The organism is uncultured Fibrobacter sp. (assembly GCF_946062555.1).
Classification (GTDB): Bacteria; Fibrobacterota; Fibrobacteria; order Fibrobacterales; family Fibrobacteraceae; genus Fibrobacter.
In genome coordinates, this window is the sequence record NZ_CAMGVQ010000016.1 from 1 (window position 1) to 16,085 (window position 16,085).

Below are 16,085 nucleotides of genomic sequence, written 5' to 3' on the forward strand. Positions count from 1 at the left end.
CACAAGCGACTCGTCCTAACGAGTCGTGGTGGCGAGAGAGCTGGCTTCAGAGTAAAGATTCTGGTGAATTTAGCCAGCTCGGTCTTATTAGGTCGTACCGTGAGCGAAAAACGCCTGCTATCAAGCAGGCGTGTTTGCGAGATAATCGGCTCCCGTATAAGGATTCTGTCGAGTTTAGCCATCCCGTGAGCCACAAGCGACTCGTCCTAACGAGTCGTGGTGGCGAGAGAGCTGGCTTCAGAGTAAGGATTCTGGTGAATTTAGCCAGCTCGGTCTTATTAGGTCGTATATTCGGCGTTGATTTTAACATAGTCGTAGCTCAAGTCGCAAGTGAATGCGCTCGCACTAGCGTGCCCGATATTAAGAACGAGCGTTACTTTGTATTCACGCTGGCGGACTACCGCATGCAGAGCCTTCATCTGTTCTTCGTCGAGCTTCACCGGGCGGCCGTTAGACAGCACCTGCACATCGCCGAAGAAAAGGTCCGTATGTTCGGCGACCATGTTGCAGCCGCTGCTGCCTGCACTGCTCAAGATGCGGCCCCAGTTCGGGTCTTCGCCGAACATAGCGCACTTGGCCAAGTTAGACGTACCAATGAAGCGGGCCATGCGCAAAGCCTCTTCGTGGCTTTCGGCCTTTTCGATGCAGAGTTCAATCAGCTTGGTCGCACCTTCACCGTCGCGAACGATATCCTTGGCGAGTTCCTTCATCACAAGCATGAGGGCTGCGCGGAATTCACCCTGTTCAGTAAGCGTCAGGTCTTCGTACTTGAGGCCGCTCATGCCGTTAGCCAAGAGAATGCAAGTGTCGTTCGTGCTGGTGTCGCCATCGACCGTAATCGCATTGAAGGAATCCGCGATATCGGCGCGGAATTCGGCAAAGAAATCAATCGGGAGAGCCAAGTCCGTGGTAATAAAGGCAAGCATCGTCGCCATATTCGGGTGAATCATGCCCGAGCCCTTGCAGGCGCCACCAATCGTCACCACACCCTTTTCAGTCTGGATTTCAACGGCATGGCTCTTGAGCGCAAGGTCAGTCGTCAGAATGGCACGACCAAATTCTTCGGAAGCATCGGCACGGAGATTTTCCACGAGTTTCGGAATACCGGCTTCAATCTTGTCCATCGGCATCAGGTGGCCAATCACGCCGGTGCTGCAAACGAGCACACTCTTCGGAGTAAGTTTCAAGGCTTCTTCAGTAAGGGCAGCCATGCGTTCTGCATCGCGGAGACCCTGTTCACCGGTACAGGCATTGGCGTTACCACTGTTCACCACCACTGCCGATGCAAAATGAGCATGTTCAAGGGCGGCCTTGTCATAGAGCACCGGAGCGGCCTTCACCTTGTTCGTTGTAAACACGGCAAAGCAGCGTGCAGCCTTTTCACTCTTCAAAAGCGCCATGTCGGCGTTACCGCTGGCCTTGATACCGGCACAAATTCCAGACGCGCTGAACCCCTTCGGGGAACAGACGCCGCCTTTTTCCAATACAGTGTACATAGAATCTCCTATTGTTTTCTACCTCCTAAATTATAGAAAAATGCAACAATGTTGAACACCCCCCACATCTGCCCCGCAAAAAAATTCTAATTTAAGGTCATGGCAAAAACACCCTGTACTAAAGAAACTTACGACAAGCTGGTTGAACGTTACACCTTCCTCAAAAAGGTCGAACGTCCCCGCGTTGTCGATGAAATGGAAGAAGCCCGCAAGCAAGGCGACTTGAGCGAAAACGCCGAGTACCATGCCGCCAAGGAAATGCTGGCTCATATCGATCTGGAAATTCCCAAGCTGGAAGACCAGATTTCGAACGCAATTATCGTGGAATTTGACGCAAACTCTGACACCATCCGCTTTGGCGCCACCGTCACCGCCAAAAACCTCGCTACCAAGAGGGAAGTGGTTTACCAGTTGGTGAGCCCCGAAGGCGTCGACCCGATGAACGGCAAAATCAGTTTCAAGAGCCCCATGGGCTCTGCATTCATGGGTAAAAAGAAGGGTGAAATCGTCGAAGTCGTGACCCCCAAGGGCAAGAACCGCTTCGAAATCATCGACTTCAAGTAATCTATGATTGTCGCCCTTATCGGTAAGGACCAGTTCTCCAAGGACAAGCACATCGACAGGTTCCTGTCCGAAGCCCTTGGAGACAACGTCAACGACCCGTTTGCCAAACAGGTCGTGTATGCTACCGATATCAACGTTCCTTCCGTCGCGAACCTCATCATGGAAAGCTGCGGAACGGTCTCGATGTTCGCTCCGGAACAGGTGGTAGTCGTCCGAAAAGCGAACGAAATGAAAGCGGACGACACCAAGGCACTCGCCAGTTGGCTGAAAAACGCCCCGGACTGCAAACTTTTGCTGGATTTTGACGAACTTAAGGCCACCTCCGAACTCTACAAGGTGCTCCAGAAGGTGGGTACGGTCGCCAAGTATGAAGAACCTCGGCAGTACAAGATGCAGGAATGGATTTCAGCGACTATCCCCAAGTTCTTCGGAAAGCCGATTGAACCGGCCGCCAGCCAGTACCTGGCCGACGCCCTCGGCACCGACACCAAGCTCGTCTGTGAAGAAGTCGAGAAAGCGCTCATCTACGCCCCCGACAGTCAAAACATCTCCTACGACCTCGTCAAGACGATGATCACGCCCCGTCGCGAAATTCCGCCTTACGAGATTCTGAATTTCTTCGGGATGCGCGATTCCGTCGGTTATGTGCGCAAGCTCCACGAAATCCTCTACGGCAACAAGAACACCGACGCCATTGCGATCGTGAACGCCCTTTACAGCCATGCAGTTGACCTGCTCAACTTTATGATGCTTTCACCGAAGATGGGCGCCGAAGAAGCAGCCAAGGCTCTGGGCAAAAACTACTTCCTTTTCTGCAAGCAGGGGAACGCCCCCGAATGTTGCCGCCGTTGGGGCAAGCCGCTCCTTTGCCGCGTCATTCGCCGTCTTGCAGACCTCAACTATGAATTCAAGAGTTCCAGTTGGACCGTCACAAGTCAGGAACTCGCCCTTGCCGCCCTCGTGGTGAGATAGACTTAGTTGGTTGAACTTAGAAACCTTTAGCAAATCGAAAAACCTCGAACTTTATGTTCGAGGTTTTCTACTAAGACCTAAGCTCTATCAATCAAACTAGTTCCAGTCTTCCACTTCTTCAGCAGCGGGTTCCGGTGCAGCCGGGGTGGCCTGCGGAGCGGGCTTTGCGGCAGGAGCGCTTTGATCAGAAGGAAGTTTGCCCGTTGCAGGAGGTTCCTTTTCAACCACTTCCGGAGTAGCCATGGAAGGTTCAGAAAGTTCCACATCACCAATGTAGTTGCGGATGATGCGCGGAGTAACGAAGATGATCAGGTCACGCTTTTCAACCTTGTTTCTCGTATACTTGAAGAGGTTGCCGAGCAGCGGAATATCCTTGAGGAAGGGCACGCCCGTTTCGCTCTGGGTGTTTTCGTTACGGGTAAGGCCACCGATCACGACCGTTTCACCGTCTGCCACAACCACCTTGGTCTGAGCTTCCTGCGTACTGATAACCACCTGTCCCTGCGTATCGTAACCATAGGAGTCGTTTTGCGGATGCAGATCCAGCAAGATGCGGTTGTCGCCGGACACGTGCGGAGTCACGGTCAGCTTGATACCCGCTTCCACCAGCTGCGTCGAAGATTCACCGCTATCGTCAATCACGCGGATAGAAATCTTGTCGCCCATGTAGACCTTGGCTTCGGTATTGTCGAGCGTCGAGACCTGCGGAGAAGCAAGCACTTCCGTTTCGGCATCACTCATAATGTTTGCAATCGCAATCTGGAGGTTGTTATCCAGAAGGCTTGCCGTAATGGCAGTCGGAGCCGGATTGTCAGCCGTAGCACCCACTGCATTCAAGCTACGAGAAGGCAACGAATGGATGCCCACGCTTGTACGGGTCGTACCGACCCCACCACCATTAAGACCGTTTGCATCGGAAATGGTTCCCGGGGAAAGAGCCGTAGATCCGGAACGCAGGGCCCAGTCTACGCCAAGTTCACGGGACTTTTCGCTACTCACGACCACGAGCTTAGCCGTAATCATAATCTGCAAAGTTTCCACATCGAGTTCCGTCAAAGCCTTTTCCATCTGTTCGATCTTTCCATCGGTATCGTAAACGATAATGGAATTCGTCCTTTCGACCGTGGTAATGCGGCCGCGGTTCGACTTCATGCTTTCGAGGACTTTCACCAGTTCTTCGGCCTTCGCATGACGGATGGGGAAATTCTTACGCACGAGCGGAGCATTCTGCTCGGCCTGGGCTTCTTCATCCGCAATTTTCTTCTGTTTTGCCAGGTAGGTGCTAGACCTCTGGATCATAATATACTTGTCTTCGACAACCCAGGTCAAATCGTTCATACCGCAAACGATGTCCAAGGCTTCCTGCCAAGTCTTCTTGGTGATATTCAAACTCGTCTTGCCCTTGACTTCGGGAGCAAGGATAATATCGATCTGCGCCACCTTGGAAACCGAGTTGAACACGGCGTCGAAACTCATGTCGACAAAACTGAAATCATACAGTTTCGTATTGGGGGCTTTCACCGAACCTTCGGCGGGAGCAGCGATAGATATACCTACCGCCAAGAGAAGAACAGTCAGTATTTTTGTCATATTTTTCACTTTTGACCCCCAAATTTATCGGGAAGACCCATGGTGTAGCGACGGCTCACCCCGAATTCCTGAATCAGGAAGAGGACGTCAGTTTGAGTAATTTTTAAGACCTTTCCATTAAGAATCTTGTCGTCTTCCTTAAGAGTGTAGGAAATCGACGGATTCTTCGTATCGACCAGAATTGCCATCGGCACATCGGATTCCCAAATGATACCGACCAGTTCGACCTGGTTGATGTTGATACCTTCTTCAACAAGTCCCTTGACTTCGACAAACGGATCGCGACGACCGAAGGAGCTGTAGGTTACCTTGTCTTCGTAAAGTCCATCCAACTGGCTCGTTATGGTCCCCGCATTGACAGCGAGGTTCGTTCCACGATCCAGGTCGATCTGCTTCAGGCGTTCCGCCTGCACCGAGGTCAGTTCGTCATAGAAACCCACGGAACGACGGTTCACGTAACCCACGCGATTACCGTATTGCACCTTGCGGTAAAGTCCCGTAAGGTCAAGACTAACCAGGCGGTCGCCGAATACCAGACGCTGCAGGACCTGAGAATTTTCATTGGGTGCGGCATAGAATTCGATTTCATCGGCCACCACGATGAGTTCACGCAATACCGGGCGCAAGTGGAAAGTCTGCGAACCCGAAATAATCTTCTTGCTTTCCTTTTCCAGACGCTTGACGAACACGTCAAAGTCAGGTTTTTCTTCGACAGCCCTCATCCAATCGCGGATAAAGATTCCATCCGGACGGGCGCACCACGAAATCAGGCCATCCTTGTTAATGGCATTTTCTGCAACCTGCAGGACCAACACGCCGTCCTGAACCAGCATCACCGGCTTCACAGCAGTCTTCAACTGTATCTTAAGACCGTTCGCACCCCAAGTAACAGACTTCACCAAGGAACCCGAAGCAATCCTGAACAGCGGGGACCTCTGAGGACCGGCAAGACCAACCGTAAGGGTATTGTTCTTGTCGGGGCCAGAGACGTTGCGAATATCGATCGGGCTCTCGGCCACCAGGCGGAACTGTTCCATACCGGAGCCCATCAGAACCGTCATTTCCTTCAGGTTCGGGAGCAGGGCGGAAATCTTTCCGCCTTCGTTGATAGCCTTGTCCAGTTGCTTCTGCTGTTCCTCCAAAAGCTTTTCCTGTTCGCGGGCAGCCTTTTCGGCTGCTTTCTTTTCTTCGGCTAGGCGCTTTTTCTCTTCGAGAGCGGCCTTTTCAGCGGCCTTCTTTTCTTCAAGAGCCTTCTTCTCGGCGGCCTTTTTCTCTTCGGCTAAACGCTTCTTTTCTTCAGCGGCAGCCTTCTGTGCAGCCTTTTTGTCTTCAAGGGCCTTCTTCTCGGCGGCCTTTTTCTCTTCGGCTAAACGCTTCTTTTCTTCAGCGGCAGCCTTCTGTGCAGCCTTTTTGTCTTCAAGGGCCTTCTTTTCGGCAGCCTTTTTCTCTTCGGCTAAACGCTTCTTTTCTTCGAGAGCGGCCTTTTCAGCGGCCTTTTTCTCTTCGAGAGCGAGCTTGTCCGCCTGTTTCTTGCGATCGGCAAAAAGCTTGGAAAGCGTCCAGGACTTACCGCCCTTGTTCTTGAACTTGATCAAGAAATTGGACCTGTCCAGACCAATCTCGTTCTTGTCCGTCGTTATCGAGGAGCCCACCGTCATTTCGAACTTAAGGAAGGCAGCCCCCTTGTAAGTATCCTTAACGACACGAACAGACTTGATGAACTTGGAATCGGCATCTACATCAAAGTCGCCTTCACCAAGGGCGAAAGAGGTTCCCGAGAAACCGACCGTCAGCTTTTTGGCAGACGCATTGAACTTTTGGTAGAACGACGGCAAATCCTTATCGGATGCAAAGGCAAATACCGTCTGGCATCCCGATGCATCACAAACAAAGCGCACATCCTTAATTTGTGCAGAGTACGAAGCGACCGCAAGCGACATCAGTAAAAGGAGGGACTTGCACTTCATCATTTACCCACCTTCTTGGAAGTGTAAGTGGTCAAGTTGAACGTTGCCGACATGGTAATCGGTGTCCAACCATGGGTTTCCGCTTTCTGAAGTTCTGCGGCAATACCCGAATAACGGCTCAATCTCAGATTAGAAATAGAGGTCGGATACTTAAAGTTCGCTATAGCAGCAAACAAGTTTCCCAACTCATGGTAACCGGAGTTAACCGCAATGGCATAGCGGTTTTCCTTGTAGTGTTCCTTTTCAGCCTGACCTTCGGGATTGAACTTCTGGATAAGCACACCCGTGCTGCGGATCACCGCATAGAGATCCTGCAAGCGGAGGGGAACCTTTTCGTCTTCGGGGAACATGTTCTTCAGTTCCTCGAAATCCTTTTCGGCCTGCACCAGCTCCATTTCAAGACGGGCAAGGTCATGTTTCTTGGCATTGATCTTGTTCAGTTCTGTCTGAGCGGATTCCAGATCTCTTTCAAGAGATTCCCTCTGGTAGACATACGGATCCCACATGTAGTTATACACCAGATACGCCGCCACCATAATCAACAGGCTAATCGCAATGGCGTATACGTTGCGTTTGTCTTTAAGATCTATCTTACCCATTATCACCCTCCCCAGCATTGAGGTCCTGACGCAGGACAATCTTGATGGTGAAGTTGTAGGCTTCGTCGCCATCGATCTTTGTCGTAGATATGGTGACGAGAGAAACAGACTGGACGCTCACCTGCTTTTCGAGTTTAACCATATACTCGGCAACTTCGGGGAAGTCCAGCGTGACACCGCGCATTTCCATGTCGAATTCACCCAGCTGGTTGATACTGGTAATCCACATATTCGGCGGCAGCACCGAGGAAATGTTTTCAAACAAAACAACCCAGCGTTTCTTGCTCACCTGGATTGACTTGAGCGCGTTGATCTTGGTCGTCACGACGCCCTTCTTTTGTTCTAAATCACTGATTTTGGAAAGCAGCGGACGTTCGCGCTCCACTTCTTCTTGGACACGGCTTAATTCGCTGCTCAAGCTGCCGATTGTCTCGGCGATAAATGCCTGCAACATCAGTACGGCAACAATAGCGACAACAGCCGCCACGGTCGGCCAAATGACACGACGGTCCGTTACCCAGGTAAAATCCTTCTGCTTCTTGCGGAACTCCGGCGGAAGCAGGTTGATGGATATCGCCAAGGCATTCTTAACAGGTTCTTTTTTATTAGACGCCATTAGAACTTCCTCATCGCGAGACCCAATGCAGGGGCATAGATGTTAGACAGCGCAATAGGAATATCACCTTCACCGAACACATTGGATTCACAGGGAACAATCCTAAACGGATGCACAGTATCGGTTTCGATTCCGGAACGTTCCTTGATAAAGTCCTTCAGACCGTAAGCAGTGGCACCACCACCACCCAGCAGTATCTTGTTGAGCGGCTTAGAGTCTTCCAAGGAAGAGAAATAGCGGATACCGATGTCGATCTGTGCCATCAAGTCCTCGTATGCCAGTCTAAGCGCAGCTTCCACTTCGGCTTTGGAAAATCTGTCCACCACCGACAGATCGCCCTTACTCAGAATTTCATGGCATTTTTCAGAATCAATGCTCAAGTTCATACAGGTCTTGCTGATCACCATGTCCAGCGAACCACCCGCCATGGCACGCATCGAATGGAAAACACCGTCCTGCACAAAGGCAACACTCATCTTCTTTTCGCCCACGTTGAACAGGGCCACGGTTTGGTCGCGATCCTTGTCTTCCATGGTAGCCACGTAAGCATTCAACATTCCAAAAATATCGACATCCAACGCAGCCAGTTTGACTCCCCGGCGGTTGAAGAACTGAGCCCAGGAATCAAGCAGGGCACTTTTGGCAGCCACCACGTTCACTTTGAGTTCATCGTTCTCGCGGGATGAAATTTCGTAGTCAATCACGTTGTCCTGGTCATCGAAGGGCGGACGGGATTGGGCGGTCTGAAGAATAATCGCCGCCTCGTTACCGTTCTTGGGAACCTTCACGGAGATTTTGTCGACCAGAACGCCTCCGGCGCCGGCACCACAATTCACAGAAGCCACAACATCGCAAAAGTCATCAATCGGATGGCGGAGCAACAATTTGTACAAGGCATCGCTCAAGAGTTCCTCGCCGTCTTTTTCGCGCTGACCATTCTCGTTAGTAGGAGCATCGCCCTCGCGCACCTGGATTTCGCCATTGACGATAGAACCATCAGGCACTCGTTCCAGGTCCGCGTCGACCACAATCTTGTACCCGCTGGCCCAGTGCAAGACCTTGACGTACTTGATGCTGTAATGACCAACATCAATACCGACCGTCTCGCGCATGCCGCGGATTTTTGAAATCAAACTTAAAGCCAAAGTAAACTCCGATTGTAATACATTTCCTTACTAATTCTACCTTTATAATAGACGAATGTCAAGCGGAAAATTCATCTAAGTCATTGAAAATGAATTAGTTAGCCCTCTTTTACCCATTTATGGGACTCTTTTTCGGCCTTATTGACCTCAAACAGATACTGAAGGACCCTTTCCTGGGTCCAGCCGAAGGCTCCGCGGAACGATGCCGTAAAACAGTTATAATGAGGATGATCCTTGTTTTTTCGTCCTAAATTGCGCAAAATCTCAATTTCAACGTCTTCGTCGCCAAAACTCGGCAGTTCAAACTGGATTCGCAAATGCTGTCCGGGATAGCAATCCCTGGGAAGCCCGACCATAATACCGCCTGCGGAAAGATCCAGGAGAGTCCCTCCGATGTTGGATCCGTCATCAAAGACGGCCGTTACCGGAAAAGCGACCTGTTTACGGACCCAGCGACGCAACTGACGCTTATCGAGGTTCGAAGAGTGCAAGAGCACTAAACGCCCCGCTTCCGCGTAACGGACCGGCAAGACCGTCGTGTAAATGGCATCGTCTGGCCTAGTCCAGCGGACCTTGATTTCCTTATTGACCAAGGAGAACGACGAACCGTCGCTCGTATCGAACGAGATTGTCCAATCCCTTTCGGTACGGGCCATAATTTCGGAAAACTTGACACGGAGTCCGTTTTCGAGCAACAGATCAACACGATCTCCCACATTGAACTGCCTTGTCGAAAAGACTTCCGACAGTGGATTTGACGCCGTGAAATTCAGCTTGACGCGAAGCCGTTCTACAGCAGCAAGCGTTTTAAGCATTTCTTCATTATCGTCAAACACATCATGCTTGTCGTAATAAGTCGAAATCGCCTGTTCAAAAAGACCTGACGAATTCAAGATGGCATCCTTATTTTCAAAGGACGACGCTCTGATTATTTTGTCCAAAGTCTCTTTTTCACTGTCCGTAAAACCGATTGCCGCGGTCTGTTCGTCAAAGACCTTTGTGCCAAACATAACCTCGTTCTCGCGACGATAGTTGATGCGATGTATTTCAATCAGCACCAGCAGCACGAGAAACATGCATGCAATAAAGGCAACCCAGACAAGCTGAAGAGGATCAATCATACTAATTCAGAATTCGGAGTTCAGAATTAGGAATTCAGAATCGTTGGAATTCCGAATTCCGAAATCTTAATTTAACTTAGTCCAGACTCCGTTGATGTAGGTTGCAAGAATCGAGGACGGGAGTTCCTTGCCGAGGAGCGGAGAATTGCAGACATGGCCCGCGAAGTCGCTTTCGACGACCACGTGCGGTTTATCTGCTGCAAGCACAACTACAGCGGCAGCATAATTTTCGTTGCGGACCGCATTTGCCAAGCGAGCGGGAGCCGTCGAGAGAAGCTCGATGGCACGAGCATCACCCACGCGTTCGCTCAGCTTTTTCCAGATGGCAGGCAGCGCGATTTCTAGCGAAAGGGCTCCCGGCACGGAATCTTCGAAGTTCACCACTTTGTCCTGACGGAGCACCGGCGTATGGTTCATGCTGATGGCATTCACAGTGCCGTCTTCGATTCCCTTCCACAGAGCTTCGCGGTCTCCCGCGGAGCGAATCGGCGGCATAATGTGATATGCCGAGTCAAGCGTTTCAAGGCAGGAATCGTCGAGCAGCAAATGATAGAGTCCAACATCGCAGGTCACATCCATTCCCTGCTTGCGGGCGTTACGAATCAAGTCCAGCGTCTCGCCGCAAGTCACCTGCTTAAAGTGGACAGGCACCTGCAGGAAGCGTGCCGTTTCAAGCACCGTGTAGGCGGCAATCGTCTCGGCGATGCGAGGAATGCCCTTCATGCCGAGCATATCGGAATAGGCGCCTTCGTGAACGCATCCGCTGTGGCGAAGCGTCCTGTCCATCGGCTGGAAGAAGAAGCGCTTGCCCGTCATCTTACCGTATTCCATGGCAAGGCGGAGGAAACGGGAATGAGGAATAGCGGCATTACCATCACCGAAGCCAACAACTCCCGAAGCAAGCTCCATCATTTCGGCAAGGCTATCTGTACCAAAGCCCTTGCTGTAGGCACCGAGGAAACGGATATAATAAGCCGTACCACCAGGACCTTCATTAAAATCGCAGGGTCTACGGTTATCGGCAGCGGTCAACTTATCGACATCATCAATCGGGTTGACTGCACTTTCGTATATGGCCCCATAAAAACCGCCCCTGCGCATAGCATCCACACCATCCACATAGGTATAGACATCGTCGCGAAGCGGTTCCATAAAGTCAACGCCAAGAGCAAAGAGCGCAGGCAAAACAAGCGCGCCATTGCAGTCATATTCAAGAGAATCGCTGTTGCTAGAGGAACCCGTCAGACGGACTTCATCACGCAGTTCAAAGGACTTACCGTTCCAGAACTTCGCGTTTTTCAAGACAACATTCGCATAATGTTCATAACTAGGCTTACGAGTTTTCATTGCGGCCTCCAGCCAAAAGGAAGAGAACGGCCATACGGATAGCAACGCCGTTGGTCACCTGATCAAGAATTACAGAATGTTCGCCATCGGCGATGTCGGAATCGAGTTCCACGCCGCGGTTGATTGGCCCCGGATGCATGATGATAACCTTGTCCTTGGCGCATTCCAGGAGTTCTTCGGTAATGCCGAATGTATTGCGGTATTCGCGCATGCTCGGAAGCAGTGCGTCGTCCATGCGTTCCTTCTGCAAACGGAGTGCGATAATGGCATCGGCATTTGCGACAGCCTTCTTCACATCCGGTTCCCATGTCACGTGGTTCATGAGGTCGGTATTGCGCGGCACCAGGGTAGACGGTCCGCAGAGTGTCACATGGGCGCCCATCGTGGACATTCCCCAGAGGTTACTGCGGGCCACGCGGCTGTGGCGGATATCGCCAATGATGGTCACGTTCTTGCCTTCGAGCGTTCCGAGCTTTTCTTCGATCGTCAGCATGTCAAGGAGTGCCTGCGTGGGGTGTTCATGGGCACCGTCGCCCGCGTTCACGATAATCGCGTTGCTATGCTCGGCGAGGAACTTGGGGACTCCCGTCCCCTTGTGGCGGACGACCACGATATCAATCTTCATGGACTCGATGTTCCTGAGCGTATCGACGAGCGTTTCGCCCTTCTTGACGCTGGAATTTGAGCTCGTGAAATTCACCGTATCGGCGGAGAGTCGCTTTTCGGCGAGTTCGAAACTCGTTCGCGTGCGGGTGCTGTTTTCGAAAAACAGGTTCACGACCGTCATGCCCCTAAGGCTCGGTACCTTCTTGACCGGGCGTTCGAGAATTTCGCGGAACTGCTTTGCGTTATCCAAAATAGTACGAATATCGGACTTGGATACCCCCTGAAGTCCGAACAAATGCTTGATCTGCAATGCGCCCATCTTAGGCCTCCACCTCTACGAGATAAACGGAATTTTCTTTATCGATCGGTTCAATCTGCACGCGGACTTCCTGGTCCTGTGCGGTTTCAACCGTAAGACCTACGCAATCGGGCGCAATCGGAAGTTCGCGGTGACCGCGGTCCACCAGCACGCAAAGGCGAATGGCCGCCGGGCGTCCGAGGTCTAGAATCGCCTGCATGGCGGCTCGCACCGAGCGGCCCGTATAAAGCACATCGTCCACGAGAATCACCGTCTTGCCTTCTACGGAAGCAGGCATTTCGGTAATGCGCATTTCGCTTGAACCCATGTGAGTGCGATAGTGAAAATCGTCGCGGTAGAAGGTCGCATCGAGGCTCCCCATCGGGACCGTCTTGTTAAACTTTTGACTTAAGCGCTCGCAGATTTTTTTTGCGAGAGGAATACCACGGCTTGCCATGCCGAGCACCACAATGTCGTCGGCAGTCGGGTGCATCTTGGCAAGCTTTGCCGCCATTTCGTCGAGGGCGAATTCCATCGCCTGAGCCGACAGAAGCTCTCTGATTTTTTTACAGTTGTCTTTCATAGGTAGTAATATTATTTTTCAGGAGCGTCATCCTGGAGCGCAGCGACGGGATCCATTGCAAAAAGCTGGATTTCCTCCCTTCGGTCGAGAATGACTTCCAATATATTTCTTTTGTTAATCTAGCATTTTTTACGGTTTTTCGCCTTACCATACGGAAATTGACCCCATTTTTTTGTATATATAAGAAAAGAAACATCAAACCCCGGCAGTGCCCTGTCGGGACATTAACAGGAGATTCCATGTTCAATCAGCTGGGTAAACCCGAAGCAGGCGAAACCATCGCCATCATGAAGACCAACCACGGCACCATGAAGCTGCGCCTTTTTGAAGAACTCGTCGGCGAATGTGCCACGAACTTTATTGAACTCGCCAAGCAGGGCAAGTATGACGGCGCCCCGTTCCACCGCATCATCAAGGATTTCATGATCCAGGGCGGCGACTTCACGAACCGTAACGGTACCGGCGGACACTCTGCCAAGGGTCCGGGCACCACGATCGGCGACAAATACGATTCCCGCCTCACCCACATGCGCGGCGCTCTTAGCTGGGCAAAGACCGCCATGCCGCACAGCATTGGCAGCCAGTTCTTCATTGTCCACGGCGACAATGTGCATTTCTTGGACCACGACCAGGTGGGCCCCGGCCCCGCTGACGGTTACTCCGTATTCGGCCAGCTCTACGAAGGCTTCGAAGTCCTCGACGAAATCGCAGGAGTCAAGACCGACCGCCGCGACGCTCCCTACGAAGACGTGATCATCGAATCCGTGACGATCGAGAAGGCATAAAAGCTCTGAGGCCGCCTTGCCAAGCAAGGCTTTGGGCTATGAGGTCGGAGCACGCCCCATACCCGGATATGAAAAAAAAATCATTTTTTTTCACATCCACCCTTGACAAGGCGAACCAAACATTCTATATTTGGGCCAGCCCTCGGGGTTATAGCTCAGTTGGTAGAGCGCCTGCATGGCATGCAGGAGGTCAGGAGTTCGACTCTCCTTAGCTCCACTGAAAAACCGCTTGATTATCAAGCGGTTTTTTTTCATTTACAACTGCATTCAAAATTCCGAATGCAACACATTCTCGAAATTTATTCTTTTTCCGGAAATTTTATTCCAACATCGGAGCGACCGTCAAAACAACGAGTCCGATAAGCACCGCATTCAAGAAGAAAAAGGAGCGGCGCACAATCTTGTAGAAAAGAGGCAACCAGTGAAACTCATGGTCGGACGGCTGCAACAGTTCCTTGAACCCGAGAAAAATGCTTATCGCCCCCGTCACGATCATCATCATTGCACCAACAAAATACCCTTCGTTCCAAACAGCCACTGTAAGGATGGTTCCCATCAGCATCGCAATGACTCCGACAACGACTCCTATGCGTAAAATCAGCTTGTTCAATTTTTGCAGTTTCAAAGGAATTCCTCTAGGTTTGGGTTCTTAAATATAAAAAATAAGCTCCGATTCAAATTACAAATCTGTAGCAGCTCCGCTACGGTAACAATAATGGCGCAAAAATGTAACTATGATTTTTCAAAAGACGTTTCTAACTTTGCTCAATCCAAAGTTAGGATTCTCCATGAAAGCTCAAATCATCGCAATTATTACGGGAGCAGCCGCGGTTTCTATTTTTGCCGGCGGCCTGAACACCAACACCAACCAGTCCATCGCCTACCAGCGACACGTCATGCGGTACGCCACCACCGACAACGATGCGCCTATTTTTAACCCGGCGGGAACCGCATTCATGGAAGACGGGTGGCACCTATCACTGAACTCCCAGGCATTCTGGCAGACACGCACCATCTATACAGAATCTCCACTTTTCGACGAAGAAAAGAAATTCGAAGGCAAGGCACAAATTCCTGCAATGCCAAGCCTGCTTGCCACCTGGCACCGCGGCGACCTCGCCATTTCAGGCTATTTCGGAATCGTAGGCGGAGGCGGAAAACTTGACTACAAGAAAGGTATCCCCTCTTTCGAAGCCGCCGTGGCGCAGATTCCGGGGCTTTTAACCAAGAACGGACTTACAACCACCGACTACAGTGCCGACCTGTCGCTCAAAGGAACCTCCTACATTTTCGGTTTCGGTCTCGGCGCCGCCTACCGCATCAACGAGATGTTCTCCGCCTATCTAGGCGCCAAGTTCAGCTACGCCATCAACCACTACGAAGGCAAGCTCCAGAACGTACAGGTCAACCCCAAAAACGCACAGCTCGGTCTTGACGGAGAAATGGTCAAGGCGGCGGTCACCTTCAACCAGCTCTCCGAAACCTTGGCAAGCTATGCTGAACAGGCCGCCGAAGGCGCCCAGAAAGCAGCAGCCGCTGCCAAGCAGTATGAAGCCGCGGGTGACAAGGCTACAGCAGCCCAATATGCGGCCAAGGCAAACGAGCTGAAGGAATCCGCCAAGGAATACACCATCAAGTCCAAGACTTTCGAAGCTGTCGCAGAACAAGTTTCAGACAAGGAACTTGACGTGGAACAGACCGGATGGGGCATCACCCCGCTCGCAGGCATTTCCTTTAAATACAAAGACCTGACTGCCGGTATCAAATTAGAGTACAACACCTCGATCGAAATGAAAAACGACACCAAGAAAAACGAAGTCGGCCTCGCTGCTTACGACGATGGAGTCAAGTCACACAGCGACATTCCTGCATCAATCTATATGGGATTGACTTACGCCCTCTTCGACAACTTCCGCATCAGCGCCGGTTACGGACACTGGTTCGACTGGTATGCCGATTTGCCGGGCGACCAGGAAAAGCACGCCGAAGGTACCGACGAATTCTTGGGTGGCGTCGAAGCAGACATCTTAACGCGTTTGACTATCAGCGGAGGTTTCCAGATTTCGCAATACCACCTGGATGACGAATACATGAGCGACATGAGTTTTATCATGGACAACGTGACCCTCGGCTGCGGTCTTGCCTTCCGAGCCACCGACTGGATCAAAATTAACGTTGCCTACTTCCATTCCATTTACGACGACTGGAAAGAAAAGGAAGCCTACGGCAGCAACACCTACAAACGCACCAGCCGCGGCGTCGGCATCGGTGCAGACCTAGACTTCTAACCCACACCCCTTAAAAAATTTGGTGAGCCATAAGCAGCTCTGCGCAAGCGAGCCGTGATGGCGAGAGCGAGCGCTTCGGGGACGAACTTAGTTATTTGGGCGCGAGCG

At 51.5% G+C, this 16,085-nt stretch carries 15 protein-coding genes and 1 tRNA gene; 5 read left to right on the plus strand and 11 right to left on the minus strand.

Annotated elements, in window-relative coordinates:
* Nucleotides 1-278 precede the first annotated feature (278 nt).
* Complete coding sequence (gene argJ, locus Q0P86_RS06455) at nt 279-1,496, minus strand: bifunctional glutamate N-acetyltransferase/amino-acid acetyltransferase ArgJ (RefSeq protein WP_294112480.1); 1,218 nt, start codon at nt 1,494-1,496, stop codon at nt 279-281.
* 99 nt (nt 1,497-1,595) lie between these two features.
* Here argJ and greA point away from each other — a divergent pair, with 99 nt between their 5' ends.
* Nucleotides 1,596-2,060 carry a transcription elongation factor GreA gene (gene greA, locus Q0P86_RS06460; protein ID WP_290992328.1) on the plus strand — a complete coding sequence of 155 codons (465 nt, stop codon included), beginning with the start codon at nt 1,596-1,598 and terminating at the stop codon, nt 2,058-2,060.
* A gap of 3 nt (nt 2,061-2,063) precedes the next feature.
* A complete protein-coding gene (gene holA, locus Q0P86_RS06465) occupies nt 2,064-3,032 on the plus strand; it encodes a DNA polymerase III subunit delta (RefSeq protein WP_294112479.1) in 969 nt (322 codons plus the stop codon).
* 96 nt (nt 3,033-3,128) lie between these two features.
* Here the strand turns inward: holA and pilQ are convergent, their stop codons facing one another.
* From pilQ to pyrR, 9 genes are all read right to left on the minus strand, one after another.
* On the minus strand, nt 3,129-4,622 hold the full coding sequence (gene pilQ / locus Q0P86_RS06470; protein WP_295038190.1) for a type IV pilus secretin PilQ: 1,494 nt from the start codon (nt 4,620-4,622) through the stop codon (nt 3,129-3,131).
* Between the two features lie 5 nt (nt 4,623-4,627).
* Nucleotides 4,628-6,592: a hypothetical protein gene (locus Q0P86_RS06475; RefSeq protein ID WP_295038194.1), complete on the minus strand. Its 1,965-nt coding sequence runs from the start codon at nt 6,590-6,592 to the stop codon at nt 4,628-4,630.
* Nucleotides 6,589-7,188: a type 4a pilus biogenesis protein PilO gene (locus tag Q0P86_RS06480; RefSeq protein ID WP_295038197.1), complete on the minus strand. Its 600-nt coding sequence runs from the start codon at nt 7,186-7,188 to the stop codon at nt 6,589-6,591. The genes Q0P86_RS06475 and Q0P86_RS06480 overlap by 4 nt, the downstream gene beginning before the upstream one ends.
* Nucleotides 7,181-7,804, minus strand: a complete 624-nt coding sequence (locus Q0P86_RS06485) for a PilN domain-containing protein (protein WP_295038201.1) — start codon at nt 7,802-7,804, stop codon at nt 7,181-7,183. Before Q0P86_RS06485 ends, Q0P86_RS06480 begins: the two co-directional genes overlap by 8 nt.
* A complete protein-coding gene (pilM, locus tag Q0P86_RS06490; RefSeq protein ID WP_294112475.1) occupies nt 7,804-8,949 on the minus strand; it encodes a pilus assembly protein PilM in 1,146 nt (381 codons plus the stop codon). The genes Q0P86_RS06485 and pilM overlap by 1 nt, the downstream gene beginning before the upstream one ends.
* Before the next feature lie 98 nt (nt 8,950-9,047).
* Nucleotides 9,048-10,070 (minus strand): PilZ domain-containing protein, encoded by a 1,023-nt coding sequence (locus Q0P86_RS06495; RefSeq protein WP_290992313.1) that lies wholly within the window; start codon nt 10,068-10,070, stop codon nt 9,048-9,050.
* A gap of 66 nt (nt 10,071-10,136) precedes the next feature.
* Nucleotides 10,137-11,417 (minus strand): dihydroorotase, encoded by a 1,281-nt coding sequence (locus tag Q0P86_RS06500; RefSeq protein WP_294112474.1) that lies wholly within the window; start codon nt 11,415-11,417, stop codon nt 10,137-10,139.
* Nucleotides 11,404-12,342, minus strand: coding sequence for an aspartate carbamoyltransferase catalytic subunit (locus Q0P86_RS06505; RefSeq protein WP_294112473.1), 939 nt, complete (start codon nt 12,340-12,342; stop codon nt 11,404-11,406). The genes Q0P86_RS06500 and Q0P86_RS06505 overlap by 14 nt, the downstream gene beginning before the upstream one ends.
* Nucleotide 12,343: 1 nt before the next feature.
* A complete protein-coding gene (pyrR, locus tag Q0P86_RS06510) occupies nt 12,344-12,904 on the minus strand; it encodes a bifunctional pyr operon transcriptional regulator/uracil phosphoribosyltransferase PyrR (RefSeq protein ID WP_290992305.1) in 561 nt (186 codons plus the stop codon).
* A 239-nt stretch (nt 12,905-13,143) separates the two neighbouring features.
* Here pyrR and Q0P86_RS06515 point away from each other — a divergent pair, with 239 nt between their 5' ends.
* Nucleotides 13,144-13,689, plus strand: coding sequence for a peptidylprolyl isomerase (locus Q0P86_RS06515; protein ID WP_294112472.1), 546 nt, complete (start codon nt 13,144-13,146; stop codon nt 13,687-13,689).
* 144 nt (nt 13,690-13,833) lie between these two features.
* A tRNA-Ala gene (locus tag Q0P86_RS06520) sits at nt 13,834-13,906 on the plus strand.
* Nucleotides 13,907-14,008: 102 nt separating this feature from the next.
* On the opposite strand, the gene Q0P86_RS06525 is transcribed toward Q0P86_RS06520, so the two are convergent.
* Nucleotides 14,009-14,314: a hypothetical protein gene (locus Q0P86_RS06525; RefSeq protein WP_290992298.1), complete on the minus strand. Its 306-nt coding sequence runs from the start codon at nt 14,312-14,314 to the stop codon at nt 14,009-14,011.
* A 163-nt stretch (nt 14,315-14,477) separates the two neighbouring features.
* Between Q0P86_RS06525 and Q0P86_RS06530 the strand changes: the two genes are divergently transcribed.
* The gene (locus Q0P86_RS06530; RefSeq protein ID WP_294112471.1) at nt 14,478-15,977 is read left to right on the plus strand and encodes a hypothetical protein; all 1,500 of its coding nucleotides are present in this window, start codon (nt 14,478-14,480) and stop codon (nt 15,975-15,977) included.
* Nucleotides 15,978-16,085 lie beyond the last annotated feature (108 nt).

What these genes read in the sequence shown, in the direction of transcription:
- argJ (WP_294112480.1), bottom strand. Translation starts at nt 1,496, where the DNA reads ATGTACACTGTATTGGAAAAAGGCGGCGTCTGTTCCCCGAAGGGGTTC.
- greA (WP_290992328.1), top strand. Translation starts at nt 1,596, where the DNA reads ATGGCAAAAACACCCTGTACTAAAGAAACTTACGACAAGCTGGTTGAA.
- holA (WP_294112479.1), top strand. Translation starts at nt 2,064, where the DNA reads ATGATTGTCGCCCTTATCGGTAAGGACCAGTTCTCCAAGGACAAGCAC.
- pilQ (WP_295038190.1), bottom strand. Translation starts at nt 4,622, where the DNA reads ATGACAAAAATACTGACTGTTCTTCTCTTGGCGGTAGGTATATCTATC.
- Q0P86_RS06475 (WP_295038194.1), bottom strand. Translation starts at nt 6,592, where the DNA reads ATGATGAAGTGCAAGTCCCTCCTTTTACTGATGTCGCTTGCGGTCGCT.
- Q0P86_RS06480 (WP_295038197.1), bottom strand. Translation starts at nt 7,188, where the DNA reads ATGGGTAAGATAGATCTTAAAGACAAACGCAACGTATACGCCATTGCG.
- Q0P86_RS06485 (WP_295038201.1), bottom strand. Translation starts at nt 7,804, where the DNA reads ATGGCGTCTAATAAAAAAGAACCTGTTAAGAATGCCTTGGCGATATCC.
- Q0P86_RS06495 (WP_290992313.1), bottom strand. Translation starts at nt 10,070, where the DNA reads ATGATTGATCCTCTTCAGCTTGTCTGGGTTGCCTTTATTGCATGCATG.
- Q0P86_RS06500 (WP_294112474.1), bottom strand. Translation starts at nt 11,417, where the DNA reads ATGAAAACTCGTAAGCCTAGTTATGAACATTATGCGAATGTTGTCTTG.
- Q0P86_RS06505 (WP_294112473.1), bottom strand. Translation starts at nt 12,342, where the DNA reads ATGGGCGCATTGCAGATCAAGCATTTGTTCGGACTTCAGGGGGTATCC.
- pyrR (WP_290992305.1), bottom strand. Translation starts at nt 12,904, where the DNA reads ATGAAAGACAACTGTAAAAAAATCAGAGAGCTTCTGTCGGCTCAGGCG.
- Q0P86_RS06515 (WP_294112472.1), top strand. Translation starts at nt 13,144, where the DNA reads ATGTTCAATCAGCTGGGTAAACCCGAAGCAGGCGAAACCATCGCCATC.
- Q0P86_RS06530 (WP_294112471.1), top strand. Translation starts at nt 14,478, where the DNA reads ATGAAAGCTCAAATCATCGCAATTATTACGGGAGCAGCCGCGGTTTCT.